Raw genomic sequence first — 17,528 nt, 5'->3', positions numbered from 1 at the left:
CATATCAGGGAAAACACGCTGGTAAACCTGGTTCAAGACCGTTTATCCGCATTTCACCTGTATATGCCCGGAGACGGGCTTTTTCTGTTTATTTGGAGGAAGGTTCCAATGAAGCTGACAAAGACATGGATAAGGCACGACGACTAAAAATGCCGTATATAACAGCAATCAGCGTCAGCACTGCAGAAAACAAGTACAAATTAACGATGCCCAGATGATCTGCAATCCAGCCCATTAACAGGAGTGAAATACAAAAGGTCAAACTTGTCAGTGTGGCCTGGGCAGACAGCACCTTAGGCAAATCATGTACGGACACACTCATTTGCATCATCGTGCGGCGGGATACGACGGACATTTCCGCAGGTAGTCCCATCAACAACACGATAAGCAGCGTCAGCGGCGGTAATGTGTTCAGTGCATACCATGCTGTCAGCAGCCCATAACCTGCCATCCCCGCCAACATGGCGGGCAGCAGTCTGCGCTGCAAATGCTTGACGCAGGCGAGGACAACGATGCCGCCGCCAATCGCTCCTGCAAAATACGCTGCATTGATGTATCCCCACCATGCCTCGCTCTTGTGCAAGACCTGCTGAGCGAAAGCAAGCGTGAACGCGCCTACCCAAACCGAACCCCCTAGAAGGTCAATCATATCCATAAAAATAAGAGCTTTCAGTCTGCGACTGGCTCCGATGAGGCTCCAGCCTTCACGGAGTATTTCCTTTTTACGTTTGGGAGGTAGTGCGGGGCTCTCTGATTCCGGGCCATAGAGTGGATCTTCCAACTGTGCAGGAGGCAAGTCATGATGCCCTTGCCCGGGCTCAGTACCAGCTTCGGAAACCGAAACATCTCCACCTCGCACCCTTGTTCCAGGTTGCAGCAAATAATGGGCTTTGCCCTCTAGTGGATCTCGAATCAAGCTGGTGAAGATCATTGCTACCATATAGAGTCCGCCAGCCACCAGCAGTGTTTTTTCCGAGCCTAGCATGGCTACGAGCACACCACTAAGCCCCCACCCTGCTAATTGCACCGTCTGATCGCTGACCGATACCAGACTGTTTGCCCGCATGAGTCCTTCCCCGGACGCAAGGCGGGGAATCAGCGCATTACGCGCAGGCGTGGTCCATCCGTCCAGAAAGGACATGGCTGCCACCAACGTAAACACAATCACCCATGTCGGCTCCGAGCCCGCTGACCACAAGTGGCCCAGCAGAACAGCGAAGAAAGCCAGTTGTCCGAACTGGGAAACGAATAAAATAAAAGGAAGCTGGAATCGGGCCAAAATGAGCGGTGCTAAAAAGCCGCTGATCATCTGTGCTCCCATTCGCAGCAACGGAACGAGCACCGAAGAGAAAATGGAGTCCGTTTCATGAAAAACCAGAGACACAAGTGCCATAATGTAAAGAATGTCGGCCGCATTAGACATAGTCTGCGTGCCAAGCAAATAGGTAAAGGAACGCTTGTGCATATAAATAAAATACTCCTTTGTTAATGTAGCTTTTTACAGCAAGATGATTAGGTCCATTTCAGGGTTACACGAAGATTACCGGTACTTCCCAGATCCGTAATCTGATAGGAAATGGATTTCAAACCGAGTTGATATAAGGATTGTAAATCCTCCTTGAGACTTCGCTCCGTTCCCTGATAGGCAAAGGTAAGTGTCGTCCCTCCCTTATTTACAATCTTACGCACCTGTTCCTTAATGTCGGCGGATGTTTTAACCAGACCCTTGCCGTCTTGCAGCGGATATTCGAGGATATTGTACAGTTTTTGATACACAGTAGCCTTGGATCCTCCGGCAGCTACCAGTGCTGATAAGGTTTCCCGATACGATGTATTCGCCTGAGGATACGGCTTAACCCATGAGTGATCCCGCCGCATTTCGGTATCCGTCAGCAGATAATATGAAGTGCTTACCTCGTTCGCGCGATCCGGGGTTGGATCATCCCATGTCGTATCCATGTGATACCATCGACCATCTAATAAAACCAGATTCCATGCATGCAGCTGGCCCCCTGCTCTTCCTTCCACAATCCGGTTCGTAATGCCTGCACGTTCCAGCATTTTATAGGCCAGCAGTGAATAACCCTGACAGACCGTGCTTCCCGTTTTCAGACCATCATAGGCTGTGTACTTTTGCTGTGTTTCATCATACTTCAGGCGAACGACGATCCAATCATGAATGGCCTTTACCTTCTCATGATCCGTCATTCCCTTCGTAATAATATCCCCCAGCACCGCTTTAACTGTGCTATCCACATATGCTGTCTGTTCCTTCGTCTCCCGGTAGCTTAAACGAATCGTAACCTGAGCGGAGGTCGTTGTGCCTGTATAGCTGAATGCGTAGCTTTTGATCGTATAATTCACATACGGATCGCTCTCCATAGCCTGTTGGATGGCCGTCTGTAATTGCTGCTTGAGACCGTTCACTCGCCCTTGATATGTAAAGGTCAGCGTTTCACTCCGCGTAGCCATTGCCTGTAAAAGCTTGTTCTGAAGCTGCTGCGATGATACGGATGAAGCCGGCTTGATCGACGCCGCATACACATTGCTGCCCCACTCCACAGCTTGCGGCAGCAACACAGCCAGCGCTGCACCCGCAACCAGACATTTTACAAGCCTAACCCCGATTTTTCTGTTCATACAGAGCGTTCCTGCCCTTCTTAGCATAGTTGTAAACAGCTATATCTTACCATAAAAACAGTTGCCCCAAACGCTCTAGTTTTGTCGGTTGCAGACGATTAAGGGGACAGTTCAAGACAGGTTGTGACACCATACTCGGCTATATAACAGATGGGAGCAAGAGGTAAACATGTCGTTCACAGAGAATTTTATCACAGCAATCTAAGTATCCTCATGATATGGTACTGGCATCGGAAGTAAATGATATTGATTCTCATTCTAGATCAGAAAGGCTGAACACCATGCCAGAATGTATCTCACTCCTTCGTACGCCACTAGGTCAGACTGTGCGTTTGCAATCCCTTGACTCTCTTCATCCCTCATTGCGCCGCCGCTTAACAGACATGGGCATCCACGAAGGTTCCATCATACGGTTAAAGAAAATTAGTTTATTGGGCGGTCCTATCGTCATTGAATGCAACGGCCAGCTGGTCGGCCTCCGCCAAAATCAGGTGAAACAACTGGAGGTTGTTCCGACATGGACATGATCGCTCTATTTGGCAATCCCAATACAGGAAAAACCTCATTATTCAACAAGCTGACTCGTACGTATGCAGAAGTAGGAAACTGGTCCGGCGTCACAGTGGAAAAGAAAACAGGAATCCTGCGTGACAAGTCTGCCGTATTGGTGGATTTGCCGGGCGCCTATTCTTTACTCCCTCTTTCGCTGGATGAAGGTGTCGCAACCCGATATTTGCTGGAAGAACCTCCTGCGGCCCTGATCAATATCGTGGATGCCTCCCAGCTCCAGCGTAATCTCTATCTGACCATACAACTACTGGAATATGGCCGTCCCCTTGTACTTGGCTTAAATATGACTGACGTAGCTGATGCCACAGGTCTTCGCGTAAACAAGGAATTGTTGGCTGATCAATTGAACGTTCCCATCATTCCTATGGTGGCGCGCACAGGTAGTGGAAGTAAGCAAATGCTCGCTTCTCTTCGAGAAGTAAGACATGCATCCAATACTTTTCAACTGGATTACGGCCCTGCCGTCGAAGCGGCTATTCATGATATTTGCAACTTACTGCCGAATGCATCTGTACCGCAACTCCGGTGGGCCGCACTGCAATGTCTGGAAAACAATCCTGTCGTCATGAAATGGATGACGAATGAGGTACAGCGTGAACAAGTAACTGCACGCATCCACCGTTGCGAGGAAGAACTTCTAGGTGAAGGCCATGCCGTCACCCCTGCTCAGCATATTCGTTCTGTACGAACAACATGGATTGCTGATCTGTGCACCAAGGCACTCGACACCTCCAAACTCAGACCGCACAGCCTGACGGATAGGCTGGATGCCCTATTAACTCACCGGTATCTTGGGATTCCGATCTTTTTGCTGCTGATGTACGCTACCTTCAAGTTCACCTTCGATTGGGCGGGTACGATCCTTTCAGATATGCTGGATGGATTTTTTTCAGGGACACTCAGCAGTTGGATTTCTGAGTTGCTCGTTCACTTGAACGCGTCCGCTTTTACGCAAAGTCTAGTCGTAGACGGCATCGTGGCTGGAGTCGGGGGTGTGCTTGTTTTTCTGCCTCAAATTGCTATTTTATTTCTGATTATTTCAGTGATTGAAGACTCCGGGTATATGGCACGGGTCACGATACTAATGGATCGCCTGATGCAAGCCGTGGGCTTGAACGGGAAAAGCTTCATTCCCTTCATCATCGGATTTGGCTGCAATGTCCCTGCGATTATGGCGGCACGCACCATTGAACAGCCCAGAGAACGTCTCATTACAACATTGCTGGTACCCTTCATGTCGTGTTCGGCCCGCCTGCCGGTATATGCGTTGTTTGCGGGTGTGTTTTTCCCAACACATGCGGCAAGCATCATCATGCTGATGTATGTGTTAGGAATCGTCGTTTCACTTATACTTGCCAAAATTTTTTCCAAAGTATCCATTTTGTCGGGTGAGCCCTCCCTCTTTATCGTGGAACTTCCTCCTTATCGAGTGCCGCAGGCTCTTACACTATTCCGCAGCACATGGGAGAAGGTCAAAGGCTTCGTCCGTAAAGCCGGAACCATTATTCTTGCAGGTTCCGTTGGCATCTGGCTCTTGTCCAATTTCGGTCCGCAGGGCTTCGGGGCAGAAATGGATGACAGCCTGCTTGCAACCGTTGGAGGTTGGTTCGCTCCATTACTGGCCCCTCTCGGCTTTGGCACCTGGCAAGCAGGTGCTTCCCTGCTCACAGGCTTTATGGCCAAGGAAGTTGTTGTATCAACGATGAATATTATTTACCACGTTCCTGATATGCAGGGACTTGAACTACAAGTCAGACAGGCCTTTACACCGCTTGCCTCTTTTAGCTTTATGGTGTTCATTCTGTTGTATGTTCCGTGTCTGGCTACGGTGGCGGTCATTCGTAAAGAAACTCTTTCGTGGCGTTGGACCGCATTTTCTGTGATCTATCCTTTGACCGTTGCATATATCATTGCCGTCTTGATCTATCAATGTGGCAGATTATTAGGTTGGGGTTAAGTCAGGCCCTATAGTAAATAAAAGGAAGTGAATTCCATGATCAATATCATCATTTTATTGGCGATCCTCGGTTATAGTGCATGGGTGCTGGTACGATTTTTGCGAAAAAGCCGTCAAGGCGCCTGTGCCGGGTGTTCGTCGAGCAAGTCATGTCCGGGTTGTGCGGCGAGCTCTATGCATGAAGATTATGCGAAAATCAAGAAAAGTATTTAATTCCAACTCATCATCACATAAAAAGCGGCTTCGGGGGTTTCTTACACCCGAAGCCGCTTCTTATTTACGCTTAAGGCTCACCGTGTTCAGCGATATACTGCCAAATGCTCATTTAGCTCTCGCGTGTGCAAGTAAACTTCACGATACAGCTCATATAGGCCTTCATACTGTGCCACACGTTCCGGGCTCGGCGAATATCTCGCTGCTTCACGCAGAAAAGCTTCAGCACACGCTTGCAGAGATTCGAACCAGCCACTACCATAAGCAGCCAACATGGCCGCCCCCAAAGCAGGTCCCTGCTCGCTTTCCAGCTTGATGATATCCGCGTTAAAAATATCTGCCTGCATTTGCAGCCATGCCTCATTACGTGCACCGCCGCCGATAGAAATGACTTCATTCACCGTTTTGCCCGTTCCTCTGAGAATATCAATGGATTCCTTGAGCGAAAACGTTATTCCTTCCAGCACCGCTCGTGTAAAATGCACAAGCTTATGCCCCGCATCCATTCCGATAAAGCTGCCTCGAATGGTTGCATCCGGATGAGGTGTACGTTCGCCAACGATATAAGGCGTGAACAGCAGCCCTTGGCTGCCCGGCTCAATAGAGTTCACATCTGCCAACAATGCATCAAAAGAATGCTCTGGTGCAAAGGTATCCTTAAACCAGGTCAAGCTGTATCCGGCCGCGAGCGTAACCCCCATAATATAATAAGCATCCTGCTCACTATGATTAAAAAAATGCGCCCGCCCCTGCACATCAATATCCTTGCGTTCCTCATAGGAAAGGACGACCCCTGAGGTGCCGATGCTGCACAGGGTGCGGCCTTCACTCAAAATGCCGGCACCAATCGCGCCACATGCGTTGTCCGCACCACCTGCAAAGACCTTCGTTTCAGGCGAAAGCCCACTCTGCTCCGCAATCTCCGGCAATAGCGTACCCGTCTGATCAAAGGATTCCACCAGCGGCGGGAACAGCGACAACGGTAGATCAAACGCGGCAGCGATCTCTTCGCTCCACTGCTTGTTCGCAATATCCAGCAGCAGCGTGCCCGCCGCATCCGAATACTCCGTCGCCAGCTCTCCTGTCAGACAGTAGCGCACATAATCCTTGGGTAGCATAAAATGTGCCGCACGTGCCAGCACGTCTGGCTCATGCTCCTGCACCCATAGCAGCTTGGGCAGCGTGAAGCCTTCCAGCGCGCGATTACGTGCGATGTTCAGCAGCTCCGACCCGAGCTGTTCTTCAATACGACGGCATTGTGCTGTTGTGCGCGTGTCATTCCACAGAATAGCCGGACGCAGCACTTGGCCTTCCTTGTCAGTCAGCACAAGCCCGTGCATCTGTCCCGAAAAGCTAATACCGTCTACGGCATCTGTGCCGCCGATTCCGGCCTTCTCCATAAGCTGTTTCAGTGATGCTAACGTGCCACTGACCCAGTCCTCAGGGTGCTGTTCGCTGTACCCTGCCTTCGGCTGATGTAGCGGATAAGACTGAGAGGTTTCATAAGCCACCTGCCCTTTGCGGTTAACCAGCACCGTTTTGACCGCGCTGGTACCCAAGTCTACGCCGATGACATAGCGCTCCTGCTCCTGATTTAGCTTCTCCTGCATTGGAATTCCTCCTTCCCTGTTATCGTGTATCCCTTATTTTTTATATAAGCTGCTATTAGTCAGCCAAAATGTATTGATTTAATGTTGCTTTCAGATATTCCTGGCGACCGGATATGTTTTTGCGTGGTGTTTCGTTCGCCAGAGCATATTCAGCCAGAGAAGCAAGCGTTGCTTTTCCGGATACGATGTCTGCTCCAATACCCTCTTTAAAGCTGCTGTAGCGCTTCTCAATAAAGTCCTCAAACACACGATCCTCGATCAGTTTGGCCGCTACCTTCAGCCCCTTCGCATACGTATCCATACCTGCGATGTGCGCAAGGAACAAGTCTTCTGGCTCAAACGATGCTCTGCGTACCTTGGCATCAAAGTTGATACCGCCACGACCCAAGCCTTCATTTTGCAGCACTTCATACATGGTCAGTGTGGCATCATACAGATCAACCGGGAATTCGTCCGTATCCCAGCCCAGCAGTAAATCTCCCTGATTTGCATCCAGTGATCCCAGCATGCCGTTAATCCGTGCTACACGTACTTCATGGTCAAAAGTATGTCCCGCCAAAGTTGCATGATTAGCTTCCAGATTAAGCTTGAAATGCTGATCCAGATCATATTTTTGCAGGAAGGCAATCGTCGTTGCCGCATCAAAATCATACTGATGCTTAGTTGGCTCCTTCGGTTTTGGCTCAATCAGGAACTGAGCGTCAAAGCCAATTTCACGCGCATAGTCTACGGCCATATGGAACATACGTCCCAAATTGTCCTGCTCCAGCTTCAAATCCGTGTTCAGCAGTGTTTCGTAGCCTTCACGGCCTCCCCAGAAAACATAGTTATCTGCGCCCAGACGTTTGCCCACTTCCAGTCCTTTTTTAATCTGAGCAGCTGCGTGTGCGTATACATCTGCATTGCAAGTCGAGGCAGCTCCATGCAAATAACGTGGATGGCTAAACATGTTCGCCGTGTTCCACAGCAGTTTTTTCCCTGTAGCTTTCATATGTTCCTCAATCAGATCCACGATGGTATCCAGATTGCTGTAAAATTCCTTCAATGACGCGCCTTCTGGTGCAATATCCACATCGTGGAAAGCAAAATAAGGTAAATTCAGCTTATCCAGCAGTTCAAAGGCAGCTTCCACCCGTGCCTTCGCCAAATCCAGCCCGGTAAACTTGGACCATGGACGTTCCGCTGTTTCTACACCAAAAGGATCAGAGCCGCCTGCAACCAGTGTATGCCAATAGGCCATGCTAAAACGCAAATGCTCCTCCATCGTTTTTCCCGCTACAATTTCCTGTGGATTATAAAATTTGAACGCAAAAGGATTGTCGGATTGCTTGCCCTCAAAGTTAATTTTAGATACCTGTTCGAAATAAGCCATTATAAGTTCCTCCTTTATAGTAAACGTTTACAAAAACGATTCTAGCACAGCCAAAAGACTTTGTCTATTGCTTAAACTAAGTTTACTTTTATGATATAATATTAGGAATTACACCAACAGGAAGTGAATTAACCATGAATGTCACTGGCGATCAGGCGCTTGTCAAAAAGCTGAATAAATCCATTGTGCTGGAGCGTATTCGCCTTCATGCTCCGCTATCCCGGGCACAGTTATCCAGTCAAACTGGATTAAACAAGGCTACCGTTTCCAATCTGGTGGCAGAGCTCATTACCGATGGATTGGTGTATGAGACAGGATTAGGAGAATCCAGCGGTGGGCGTAAGCCTTTAATGCTGCTGTTCAACAGCCGTGCAGGCTTTGTACTCGGTATCGAGGTGAGTGTACAGTACATCAAGGGCGCTCTGACCGATCTGGCAGGTACCATTGAAACTGAGCTTACCTTTTCTCTAACCCAGCATGATCCTGCCTTTATCATGGAACAGATTCGAAAGCTCGTTCAGAAACTCATGCAGGTCACTCCTCCCTCCCCTCATGGTATCGTCGGCATTGGGCTGGGGGTACCAGGTATGGTGGATGAAACCGGAACCGTTTTGTTCGCACCCAATCTGGGCTGGGAAGAGGTCCCGCTGCGGCAGCAGCTTGAGGCTGAGCTAGGTTTGCCCGTTGTAGTGGATAACGAAGCCAACGTCGGCGCGCAGGGCGAATTGTACTATGGTATGGACGGCGATCACCGACAGCAGGTGCGAGATCTGGTCTACATCAGTGCAGGGTCCGGGATCGGGGCCGGGATTATCATTGACGGCAAACCGTATCAAGGAGCTTGGGGGTACGCCGGAGAGACGGGTCATATGACCATTGACTGGAACGGACGGCTCTGCTCCTGCGGTAGTCGCGGTTGCTGGGAGCTGTATGCTTCGGAGAAGGCGTATGTAGCATCCACATTGAAACTTCCTGCACATAATACAGCGGAATTACTGCCGTTTGCTCAGCAAGGTGAGGCGAGTACATTAAGCGTCCTTGATGATATTGGGCGATATTTGGGTGTGGGTATTACCAACATTGTGAATAGCCTCAACCCCGGAATGCTTATCATTGGCGGTCCACTGGCGGAAGCCAGACCGTGGTTGGAGCAAAGTATGCGTGATGTGATTGACGAACGTGCCCTGCCCTATCACCGTCGGCAACTACAGATTCGTTTCTCCACGCTTGGCAGCCGTTCGACGATGCTAGGCGCCGCCTATGCAGCAACCGCTCCTTTTCTCGGGCGTGTACGCGTGTCCTTATAAGTAAAAAGGCCCCCATTGCAGTATGTAGCTGCGATAGGAGCCTTTTCTTAACCATATAACGATCATAGGACCGTCGTCTGCTGTTAGGTTGGATTAAGCGTTCAACACTTTTTCAAACTTGGTTTTGTTCATACCGGAAATACGTTCTTCCCCGATCAAAGTCAATGGAACGGCACGAATGCCCATATCCCAAACCTCTTGAGCAAAAGCTTCATTGGTTTCAATGTTGCGTTCTTCGTACTCCACGCCTTTTTCACTCAAATAGCTTTTTACTTGACGGCAATGCGGGCAGTTTGTAGATGTGTAAACTATTGCTTTTTCCATGAATATCACCTCATCATTTATTTTGTTACATCATATTTATTCATGTTTCCAAGGATCATTACAGGGCCAGTGCGCTGTGCTCCAGGCTTTCGATGTATTTCTCGCTGTCCATAGCGGCCATGCAGCCACTACCTGCTGCGGTAATTGCTTGTCTGTAGCGTGTATCCTGTACGTCGCCACAAGCGAATACGCCAGGCACGTTTGTTTCGGAAGTACCCGGATTTACGACGATATAACCGTTCGCATCCGTTGTAATTTGTCCTTCGAGGAAGCCCGTATTCGGATGATGACCAATCGCCACGAATACGCCGCTAACTGTAATGATCTCCTCTTCGCCTGTTGCATTATTCAGTACTTTCAAGCCAGTTACTCCGTTCTCGTCCGCAATCACTTCTACAGGAGTACGATTAAGCGCCCATTCAATTTTGTTGTTCGCACGAGCACGATCCTGCATAATTTTGGAGGCGCGCATTTCTTCACGACGATGCACCAACGTTACTTTGGAAGCAAAACGAGTCAGGAAATTTGCTTCTTCCAAGGCAGAGTCTCCACCGCCGATGACAACAATTTCTTTGCCACGGAAAAAGAAGCCGTCGCATGTTGCGCAAGTGCTTACGCCACGTCCGATATTATCCTGTTCACCGGGAATACCCAGATATTTGGCAGTCGCCCCTGTGGAAATAATAAGTGTATCGGTAACCAGTTCACCCAAACCTTCTACATCCAATGTAAATGGACGAGCAGTTGTGTCTACCTTGTTTACCCAGCCTGTGCGGAATTCAGCGCCAAAACGCTCCGCTTGCTTACGCATATTATCCATCAAATCGGGTCCCATGATTCCTTCAGGAAAACCTGGGAAATTTTCGACTTCCGTAGTCGTAGTTAATTGTCCGCCTGGCTGTGGTCCTTCGATCACCAGTGGGCTCATGTTAGCGCGTGCCAGATAAATTGCAGCGGTCAAACCGGCAGGACCGGTACCTATAATAATGGACTTGTACATATCTTGATTCCTCCTAAAATAACATAAGTATTATATAACGAGTTTTCGGAACCGGGCGCTGGGCAGCTGCATATACTTCTAAAAGTAATTCTGCCAGAAGCTTATCCCAAAATGTGGACACCCGGATATTACAAAAACGAATCACTTGTTTTGTAGCTTCTTATGACTTAGACTGATTCTAAATCCTAATTTCATTATGCGGAAAGAGCTGTAAACAGTCAAATGAAGTTTTCATGAAGCGAAGCTTAAAGATAAATCAGGTATGGAGGGATTATCCCGATTATGAATGACGTTTTTGTAGGTAGCTTTATTTCTGCCCTGTCCACTGGACTCGGTGCCGTGCCCATACTGTTTATGCGCAATATCACGCATCGGCTTCGCGATGTTCTGTTGGCTTATGCTGCAGGAATTATGACCTCTGCATCCGTGTATAACCTCATTCCCGAAGCAATCCAGCATTCCAATTGGTTCGTGCTGACTGCCGGAATCCTGCTCGGCTGTCTCGTATTACTGGTGATGGAAATGTACATTCCCCATGCGGATTTGGAGGACCCGGATTCCAAGACTTTTCAACTGGAGTCCAAATCTTTTCTCATTATCGCAGCTATTACATTGCACAATTTGCCGGAAGGACTCTCTGTTGGAGTCAGCTATGCAAGTGAAACTCAAAATCTCGGCAATCTGATCGCCTTCTCTATCGGCCTGCAAAATGCCCCAGAAGGCTTTATCGTAGCGTTGTTCCTTGTGAATCAAAATATCGGCCGTTTCAAGGCCTTGGGCATTGCCACCCTCACCGGAGCTGTAGAAATCATTACGAGTCTGATCGGCTTTTATTTGAGTAGCTGGGTGAACGGACTGGTACCTTACGGCCTTGCTTTTGCCGCCGGAGCCATGATGTTTATCGTCTACAAGGAACTGATTCCCGAGAGTCACGGGGATGGCAACCAGCGGATCGCCACATTCTCCTTTATTCTCGGCTTGATTACCATGATTGGCCTAACCGAATGGCTATAGCCGTGCAACACAAAAAGGCTGCCTTCTGCCTGTAATCCAGACAGATAAGCAGCCTTTTTGGCATGTTCACATAGAGATACCTCATTTTTTTTGGTTCATGGAGCGCAGTGCTTCACGGTACTGCTCGTCCTCACTTTTGTGAGTCTCCTTCTCTCCATTGGATATTTGGGACCGTCCATCCATTTCTTCGTCCTTTTTGGCAAAACCACGTAAAGCCGCACGATAATCCTGATCTCCATAAGCATCTTTGATATTCTCGTGATCCTTTTCCACCTTCTTATCCGTCTGGATATCAGACGCCTTATGTTGTTCCTCCGCATGATGTTCTTTGACGTCGATATCCTTAGGAGGCATCTCTTGCGTAGGATCTTTCCATTCACGCGCCTCGGGCTCCACCTGCACAGGATAAGGACGTTTGCTTCTTTGCCGTGAGTCCTCTTCGGTAGAGCGAGTCTTGGGAGAGGATTTGCGCGTCATCTTCGTATTAAATACGAGCAAAAAAATAAAGGCAACCGCAGCTACTACGATAAAAGCAATGGTCATCGGCGGCCTCCTATTCTCTTTCAGCGCTACGGTACCGTCCCGCTATCTCAGCGACTCGTTTGCCCAAAGAGCGACCTAGTGCAAGATCATCACCCGTTGGAAGATTAGGTGGTCCATTGGGGTCTGTCTCCACCGGACATGTTATCCCTACGCCGTAATAGGAGCCGTATAGCGCATTTTCCGTAATATTGGCGGGCAGTCCTACAATAATCATGCCTTGATGAAGCATCGGAGTAATCAAATTCAGAAGCGTGGATTCCAATCCACCATGAACGGTAGCGGTTGTGCAAAACACAGCGCCGATTTTATCCACTAGTTTGCCCTGCGCCCACAGATATCCCAACTTATCAATCCAGCTTTTCAGACCGCTGCTGATCGTACCAAAATGCCCCGGGCAACCCCATATGATCGCGTCCACACTTACTAGCTCATTCACATCGGCCTCATTCACATGCTTTAACAACACTTCCGTGTGCTCAAGGTGTGCTCCTTCTGCAATCGAGCGTGCGAGACGTTCGGTATGCCCATTTTCACTGTCATATACAATCATGATTCTGGTCGTCATTATGCGCATCATCCTTTGTCAGCAAAATCATCCTTTTCGCATGCGCTCTTAACCTTGCCCAAAATCCATCTGAATATTATGAATCGTTTGACGCATACTTTGAAAATCCAAGAACTAGGGAGGCATGTTACACATGAATTCACGCGCCATATTAGTCAACCTGCTAGTTATTATCATTATTCTGGCAGGAGGTGGAGCCGCCGCCTACTACTACAATCAATCCGCTAACTACATAAAAACCGATAACGCCCAAGTGAGTGGACAAGCGGTTACCGTTGCCTCTCCAGGCGCTGGCAAGCTCACAGGCTGGAATGCTGAAGTTGGTAAAACCTACACCGCTGGAAGCACGCTTGGTAATGTAGAAGGAGGCGGAAGCCGAATTAGCGTTACGATTCCAACCGATGGTACCATCGTGCAGCAATCTGCGGTCAACAACTCAATTGTTGGGGCAGGCACGCCTTTAGCGAAGGCTTTTGATCTAAACAATTTATGGATTACCGCTAATATAGACGAAACGGCTGTACAGGATCTTCAAGTAGGACAGACCGTAGATGTATATATTGATGCTTACCCGGATACGTCCCTGAGCGGTAAACTCGAAAAGATCGGCCTGGCGACCGCATCGACTTTTTCACTACTGCCCACTTCCAATACCACTGCCAACTATACCAAGGTGACGCAGGTCGTGCCTGTCAATATTTCCATTCAAGGTTACAAGGGGCTGGGCATTATTCCGGGAATGAGTGCGACTATCAGAGTTCACAAGTAGGAGGCTGTCATGGATCAAAAAATGTCCGTCGGACGTATTCTGTCCGTGCTGCTGCTAGGCGCCTTCATTTCGATTTTGAATCAAACGCTGCTTAACGTGGCCATTCCACACTTGATGAATGATTTCAATGTGTCTGCAACGACCGTTCAATGGCTATCTACCGGATATATGCTAACCAACGGGATTTTGATTCCTATCACCGCTTTTCTGATTGAGTCCTTCGGAACACGTGCGCTGTTCATCTCCGCGATGGGGTTATTTACTGCCGGGTCTGTCGTCTGTGCTGCCAGTACCGGCTTTGCGCCTATGCTGGTTGGACGCGTTATCCAGGCCAGCGGAGCGGGCATCATCATGCCTGTGGTCATGAACGTGTTCCTGACTGTGTTTCCTCCGGAAAAACGGGGCGCTGCCATGGGTACTATGGGAATCGCCATGATGTTTGCCCCGGCGATTGGACCGACTTTATCCGGCTATATTGTGGAGCATTACAGCTGGCGGCTGCTATTTTTACTCGTTATTCCGCTGGCGATCATTGATATTCTGTTTGCCATACGCTGGCTCAAAAATGTATCTAAGCTAACAAAACCGAACTTTGACCTGTTGGGAACCATCTTTTCCACCCTTGGTTTTGGCTTCCTGCTGTATGGCTTTAGTTCAGCTGGAGACAAAGGCTGGAGTAGCAATACGGTAATCCTTACACTCGCTGCCGGGGTGGTGTTTATTGTATTGTTTATCGTGCGCGAGCTAAACATGATACAGCCGATGCTGGAGTTCCGTGTGTTTAAATATGATATTTTCACCGTATCGACCTTAGTCGGGGCTACCGTCAACATGACGATGTTCGGCGGGATGCTGCTGCTGCCGATCTATTTGCAAAATATACGCGGCTTTACACCGCTGCAATCCGGTCTGCTGCTGTTGCCGGGTGCACTGCTGATGGGTGTGATGTCACCGATATCAGGGGCAGTATTTGACCGTATAGGCGCAAGGCCGTTGGCGATCATTGGGCTGATCATTACGGCAGTCACGACCTGGGAATTCAGTCTGCTGACCGACGCCACCACCTACGGACATATTATGATCATCTATACGATTCGCAGCTTCGGAATGTCATTGCTGATGATGTCCGTTCAGACGGAAGGGCTAAACCAGCTGCCTCCCCATCTCGGTAGCCATGGTACAGCCATGTCCAATACAGTACGGCAAATTGCTGGGTCTATCGGTACCGCTTGGCTCATTACTGTAATGAGCAGCCGAACCACGATTCATGTAGCGGATTATGCGAATGTCGCTACCACCGCCAATGTTCCTTTAACCGAAGGGGTAGCACAGTTGGGACAAACCCTCACGCAAACGGCGGGTATTTCAACAGAAAGTGGTTCATCGTTGGCGCTACAACAGGTGTACCGAAATGCTGTTACGGAATCGACGATCCATGGCATTAATGATGCCTTCATCATTGCTACAGGGATTGCACTGGCAGGGCTATTGTTTTCCTTGTTCTTACGACGGTCTACGCCACGCCGAAGATAGACGTACAGCGTTGTGAGGCCGCAAAAGAAGGAGCATTCATCCCTTGGATTTTAAGAGGTATGAATGCTCCTTCCTGTTTGTCATCTTGTAATTATTAGCCCTATGACCGCAATAAGCGCAGGCCATTCAAAATAACCAGTAATGTGCTGCCTTCATGCCCAATAACCCCAAATGGTAGGGCTATATCTTGCACAAAGTTGCTGATCACAAGCAGCAAAATGACACTTACCGCAAAGATCATATTTTGTTTGACCACCCGCTGCGCCTTGCGCGCCAGTGCTATCGTCGGAGCAATCTCCTCGATTCCATCGTTCATCAGTACCACGTCTGCGACCTCTAGCGCTGCTCCGCTACCATGCATCCCCATGCCTAGTCCTACGGTTGCTGCTGTCAACGCAGGAGCGTCGTTCACGCCGTCGCCGACCATGACGACATGCCCGTACTGCTCCCGCAGCATGCGAATATGGCCGACTTTGTCCTCCGGCATTAAGCCAGCATATACGGCGTCGACTCCTGCCTGCTCCGCGATCACAGCGGCCGTTTCTGGACGATCTCCGGTCAGCATGACGACGCGGATACCCTGTGCTTGCAGGCGTTTCACGGACTCTTGGGCCTGCGGACGCAGTTCGTCGCGTAGTGCCAGCATTCCGGCAATCCGATCATCCGCGAGGATGATGGATACGGTTTTGCCCTCAGCTTCCAGCCGGGCCCGACTCTCCATCCACTCTGGCTCTGCCAGAGGACCAGGCCCATCCAGTACATTGGTACGTCCAATTTTCCACTTCACCCCACCTATAATGCCTTCCATCCCCCAGCCGGTGAGTGCCTGCACTTGCTCGGCTGTGAGAAGCTCTCTCTGTCCCAATTCAGCTTCGGCTTTGGCTACAATCGCTCGCGCCAGCGGATGCAAAGAATAACTTTCAATTGTGGCGACCATGTGCAATAGCTCATCGGCATCGTATTCTGCGGCGGTAATCCAATCCGTGACGATAGGTGACCCCATCGTTAACGTACCTGTTTTGTCAAAAGCAACAACAGAAGTCAATGCCATATTCTCCACATGTGCACCACCTTTGAACAGGATGCCCCGTCGGGCACGGTTGGAAATGGCCGATAGCATCACTGGCATAATGGACGACACGAGCGCACAGGGTGAGGCCACGACGAGGAACACCATAGCCTTGTAAAACGCTGCTGCCCACGTCCAGCCTAATACTATGGGTGCACCGGCAATGACGATCAGCGTGACAGCAACAACAATTCGAGCATACACCGATTCGAACGTTTTAATAAACCGCTGGGAATCAGGAACTTCGATCTGAGCCTCTTCCACCATACGAATGATTTTTGAAAATAAAGTGTCCTCTGAGGACTGACTAACCTCTACATATAGCACGCCTTCTCCATTAATGGTGCCCGCATATACTTCGTCACCTTCCACCTTATTTACCGGAACAGATTCACCGGTAATAGATGCCTGATTCACTGCTGAAACGCCCTTGGAGATTCGGCCGTCTGCCGGAATCAGTTCACCCGGCTTCACCAGCAGCAGATCGCCTGGCAATAGCTGCTCAATGCCGACCGTTTCCGTCCCCTCGCGAGACAAGCGCAAAGCCGTTTCTGGCTTCAACGCCATAAGCTCAGAAATATCCTTACTACTACGCTCGGTGGTATAACTCTCCAGCGCACCGCTGAGTGCAAAAATAAAGATCAGCATGGCTCCTTCATTCCAATAGCCAATGGCCGCAGCTCCTAGGGAGGCAGCAATCATGAGCAGGTTAACATCCAGATCATGTTCTCGGACCAGTGTTTCGATCCCTTCTCTGGCTTTGGACCAGCCCCCAAGGGCATAGGACACCACATACAAAATGACCGATAGCCACTGCCACCAATGTGAGACTCCCCATGCCATCAGCATCAATAATCCACTACCTAGAGCAGCTTGCATCTCCTTGTTTTTCAGCATGCTTTTAAGCTGAAATTGCGGCTTGCGATTCGGACCGGGCCGTCCGCTGCCACTGTTTTTTGAAAGGGTTCGGTTAGAGGGAGACAATGTATCTTGTAATCGTTGAACAGCTTGCATCATGTCACGTTCCTTTCCATATTTCGTT

General features: G+C 49.4%; 16 protein-coding genes. 7 read left to right on the top strand and 9 right to left on the bottom strand.

Features of this window, described 5'->3' with window-relative positions; translation table 11 throughout:
* Positions 1-88: 88 nt before the first annotated feature.
* Complete coding sequence (locus tag AC5ELV_RS20215) at positions 89-1,465, bottom strand: MFS transporter (RefSeq protein WP_493431597.1); 1,377 nt, start codon at positions 1,463-1,465, stop codon at positions 89-91.
* A gap of 47 nt (positions 1,466-1,512) precedes the next feature.
* Positions 1,513-2,640, bottom strand: a complete 1,128-nt coding sequence (locus AC5ELV_RS20210; protein WP_493431596.1) for a transglutaminase domain-containing protein — start codon at positions 2,638-2,640, stop codon at positions 1,513-1,515.
* A 281-nt stretch (positions 2,641-2,921) separates the two neighbouring features.
* Between AC5ELV_RS20210 and AC5ELV_RS20205 the strand changes: the two genes are divergently transcribed.
* Genes AC5ELV_RS20205 through AC5ELV_RS20195 form a run of 3 tightly spaced genes read left to right on the top strand, consistent with a single transcriptional unit; the run spans position 2,922 to position 5,380 of the window.
* The gene (locus AC5ELV_RS20205; RefSeq protein WP_493431595.1) at positions 2,922-3,167 is read left to right on the top strand and encodes a FeoA family protein; all 246 of its coding nucleotides are present in this window, start codon (positions 2,922-2,924) and stop codon (positions 3,165-3,167) included.
* Positions 3,158-5,167, top strand: a complete 2,010-nt coding sequence (feoB, locus tag AC5ELV_RS20200; RefSeq protein ID WP_493431594.1) for a ferrous iron transport protein B — start codon at positions 3,158-3,160, stop codon at positions 5,165-5,167. The genes AC5ELV_RS20205 and feoB overlap by 10 nt, the downstream gene beginning before the upstream one ends.
* A gap of 36 nt (positions 5,168-5,203) precedes the next feature.
* A complete protein-coding gene (locus AC5ELV_RS20195) occupies positions 5,204-5,380 on the top strand; it encodes a FeoB-associated Cys-rich membrane protein (protein ID WP_080658679.1) in 177 nt (58 codons plus the stop codon).
* Between the two features lie 86 nt (positions 5,381-5,466).
* Here the strand turns inward: AC5ELV_RS20195 and xylB are convergent, their stop codons facing one another.
* On the bottom strand, positions 5,467-6,990 hold the full coding sequence (gene xylB, locus AC5ELV_RS20190; RefSeq protein WP_493431593.1) for a xylulokinase: 1,524 nt from the start codon (positions 6,988-6,990) through the stop codon (positions 5,467-5,469).
* A gap of 55 nt (positions 6,991-7,045) precedes the next feature.
* Positions 7,046-8,362, bottom strand: a complete 1,317-nt coding sequence (gene xylA / locus AC5ELV_RS20185; RefSeq protein WP_493431592.1) for a xylose isomerase — start codon at positions 8,360-8,362, stop codon at positions 7,046-7,048.
* A 134-nt stretch (positions 8,363-8,496) separates the two neighbouring features.
* Between xylA and AC5ELV_RS20180 the strand changes: the two genes are divergently transcribed.
* Complete coding sequence (locus AC5ELV_RS20180; protein ID WP_493431591.1) at positions 8,497-9,669, top strand: ROK family protein; 1,173 nt, start codon at positions 8,497-8,499, stop codon at positions 9,667-9,669.
* Positions 9,670-9,762: 93 nt separating this feature from the next.
* Here the strand turns inward: AC5ELV_RS20180 and AC5ELV_RS20175 are convergent, their stop codons facing one another.
* Together AC5ELV_RS20175 and trxB are read right to left on the bottom strand one after the other, a co-directional pair.
* Positions 9,763-9,993, bottom strand: coding sequence for a glutaredoxin family protein (locus AC5ELV_RS20175; RefSeq protein WP_007432162.1), 231 nt, complete (start codon positions 9,991-9,993; stop codon positions 9,763-9,765).
* A 58-nt stretch (positions 9,994-10,051) separates the two neighbouring features.
* Positions 10,052-10,993: a thioredoxin-disulfide reductase gene (trxB, locus tag AC5ELV_RS20170; RefSeq protein ID WP_023990316.1), complete on the bottom strand. Its 942-nt coding sequence runs from the start codon at positions 10,991-10,993 to the stop codon at positions 10,052-10,054.
* A 282-nt stretch (positions 10,994-11,275) separates the two neighbouring features.
* On the opposite strand from trxB, the gene AC5ELV_RS20165 reads away from it, so the two are divergent.
* Positions 11,276-12,007, top strand: coding sequence for a ZIP family metal transporter (locus AC5ELV_RS20165; protein WP_103050339.1), 732 nt, complete (start codon positions 11,276-11,278; stop codon positions 12,005-12,007).
* Between the two features lie 81 nt (positions 12,008-12,088).
* Here the strand turns inward: AC5ELV_RS20165 and AC5ELV_RS20160 are convergent, their stop codons facing one another.
* Entirely contained in the window at positions 12,089-12,550 is a 462-nt protein-coding gene (locus AC5ELV_RS20160) for a hypothetical protein (RefSeq protein ID WP_493431590.1), read from the bottom strand.
* A 10-nt stretch (positions 12,551-12,560) separates the two neighbouring features.
* Positions 12,561-13,115, bottom strand: a complete 555-nt coding sequence (locus AC5ELV_RS20155; protein WP_430179824.1) for an NAD(P)H-dependent oxidoreductase — start codon at positions 13,113-13,115, stop codon at positions 12,561-12,563.
* A gap of 133 nt (positions 13,116-13,248) precedes the next feature.
* Here AC5ELV_RS20155 and AC5ELV_RS20150 point away from each other — a divergent pair, with 133 nt between their 5' ends.
* Together AC5ELV_RS20150 and AC5ELV_RS20145 are read left to right on the top strand one after the other, a co-directional pair.
* Positions 13,249-13,884: an HlyD family secretion protein gene (locus AC5ELV_RS20150; protein WP_025724158.1), complete on the top strand. Its 636-nt coding sequence runs from the start codon at positions 13,249-13,251 to the stop codon at positions 13,882-13,884.
* Between the two features lie 9 nt (positions 13,885-13,893).
* The gene (locus AC5ELV_RS20145; RefSeq protein WP_493431589.1) at positions 13,894-15,417 is read left to right on the top strand and encodes a DHA2 family efflux MFS transporter permease subunit; all 1,524 of its coding nucleotides are present in this window, start codon (positions 13,894-13,896) and stop codon (positions 15,415-15,417) included.
* Between the two features lie 100 nt (positions 15,418-15,517).
* Here the strand turns inward: AC5ELV_RS20145 and AC5ELV_RS20140 are convergent, their stop codons facing one another.
* A complete protein-coding gene (locus AC5ELV_RS20140) occupies positions 15,518-17,500 on the bottom strand; it encodes a heavy metal translocating P-type ATPase (RefSeq protein ID WP_493431642.1) in 1,983 nt (660 codons plus the stop codon).
* Positions 17,501-17,528 lie beyond the last annotated feature (28 nt).

The organism is Paenibacillus sp. NMA1017 (genome assembly GCF_058895805.1).
Note: the sequence above shows the minus strand (reverse complement) of the source record. Positions and strands in the feature narration are given on the sequence as shown.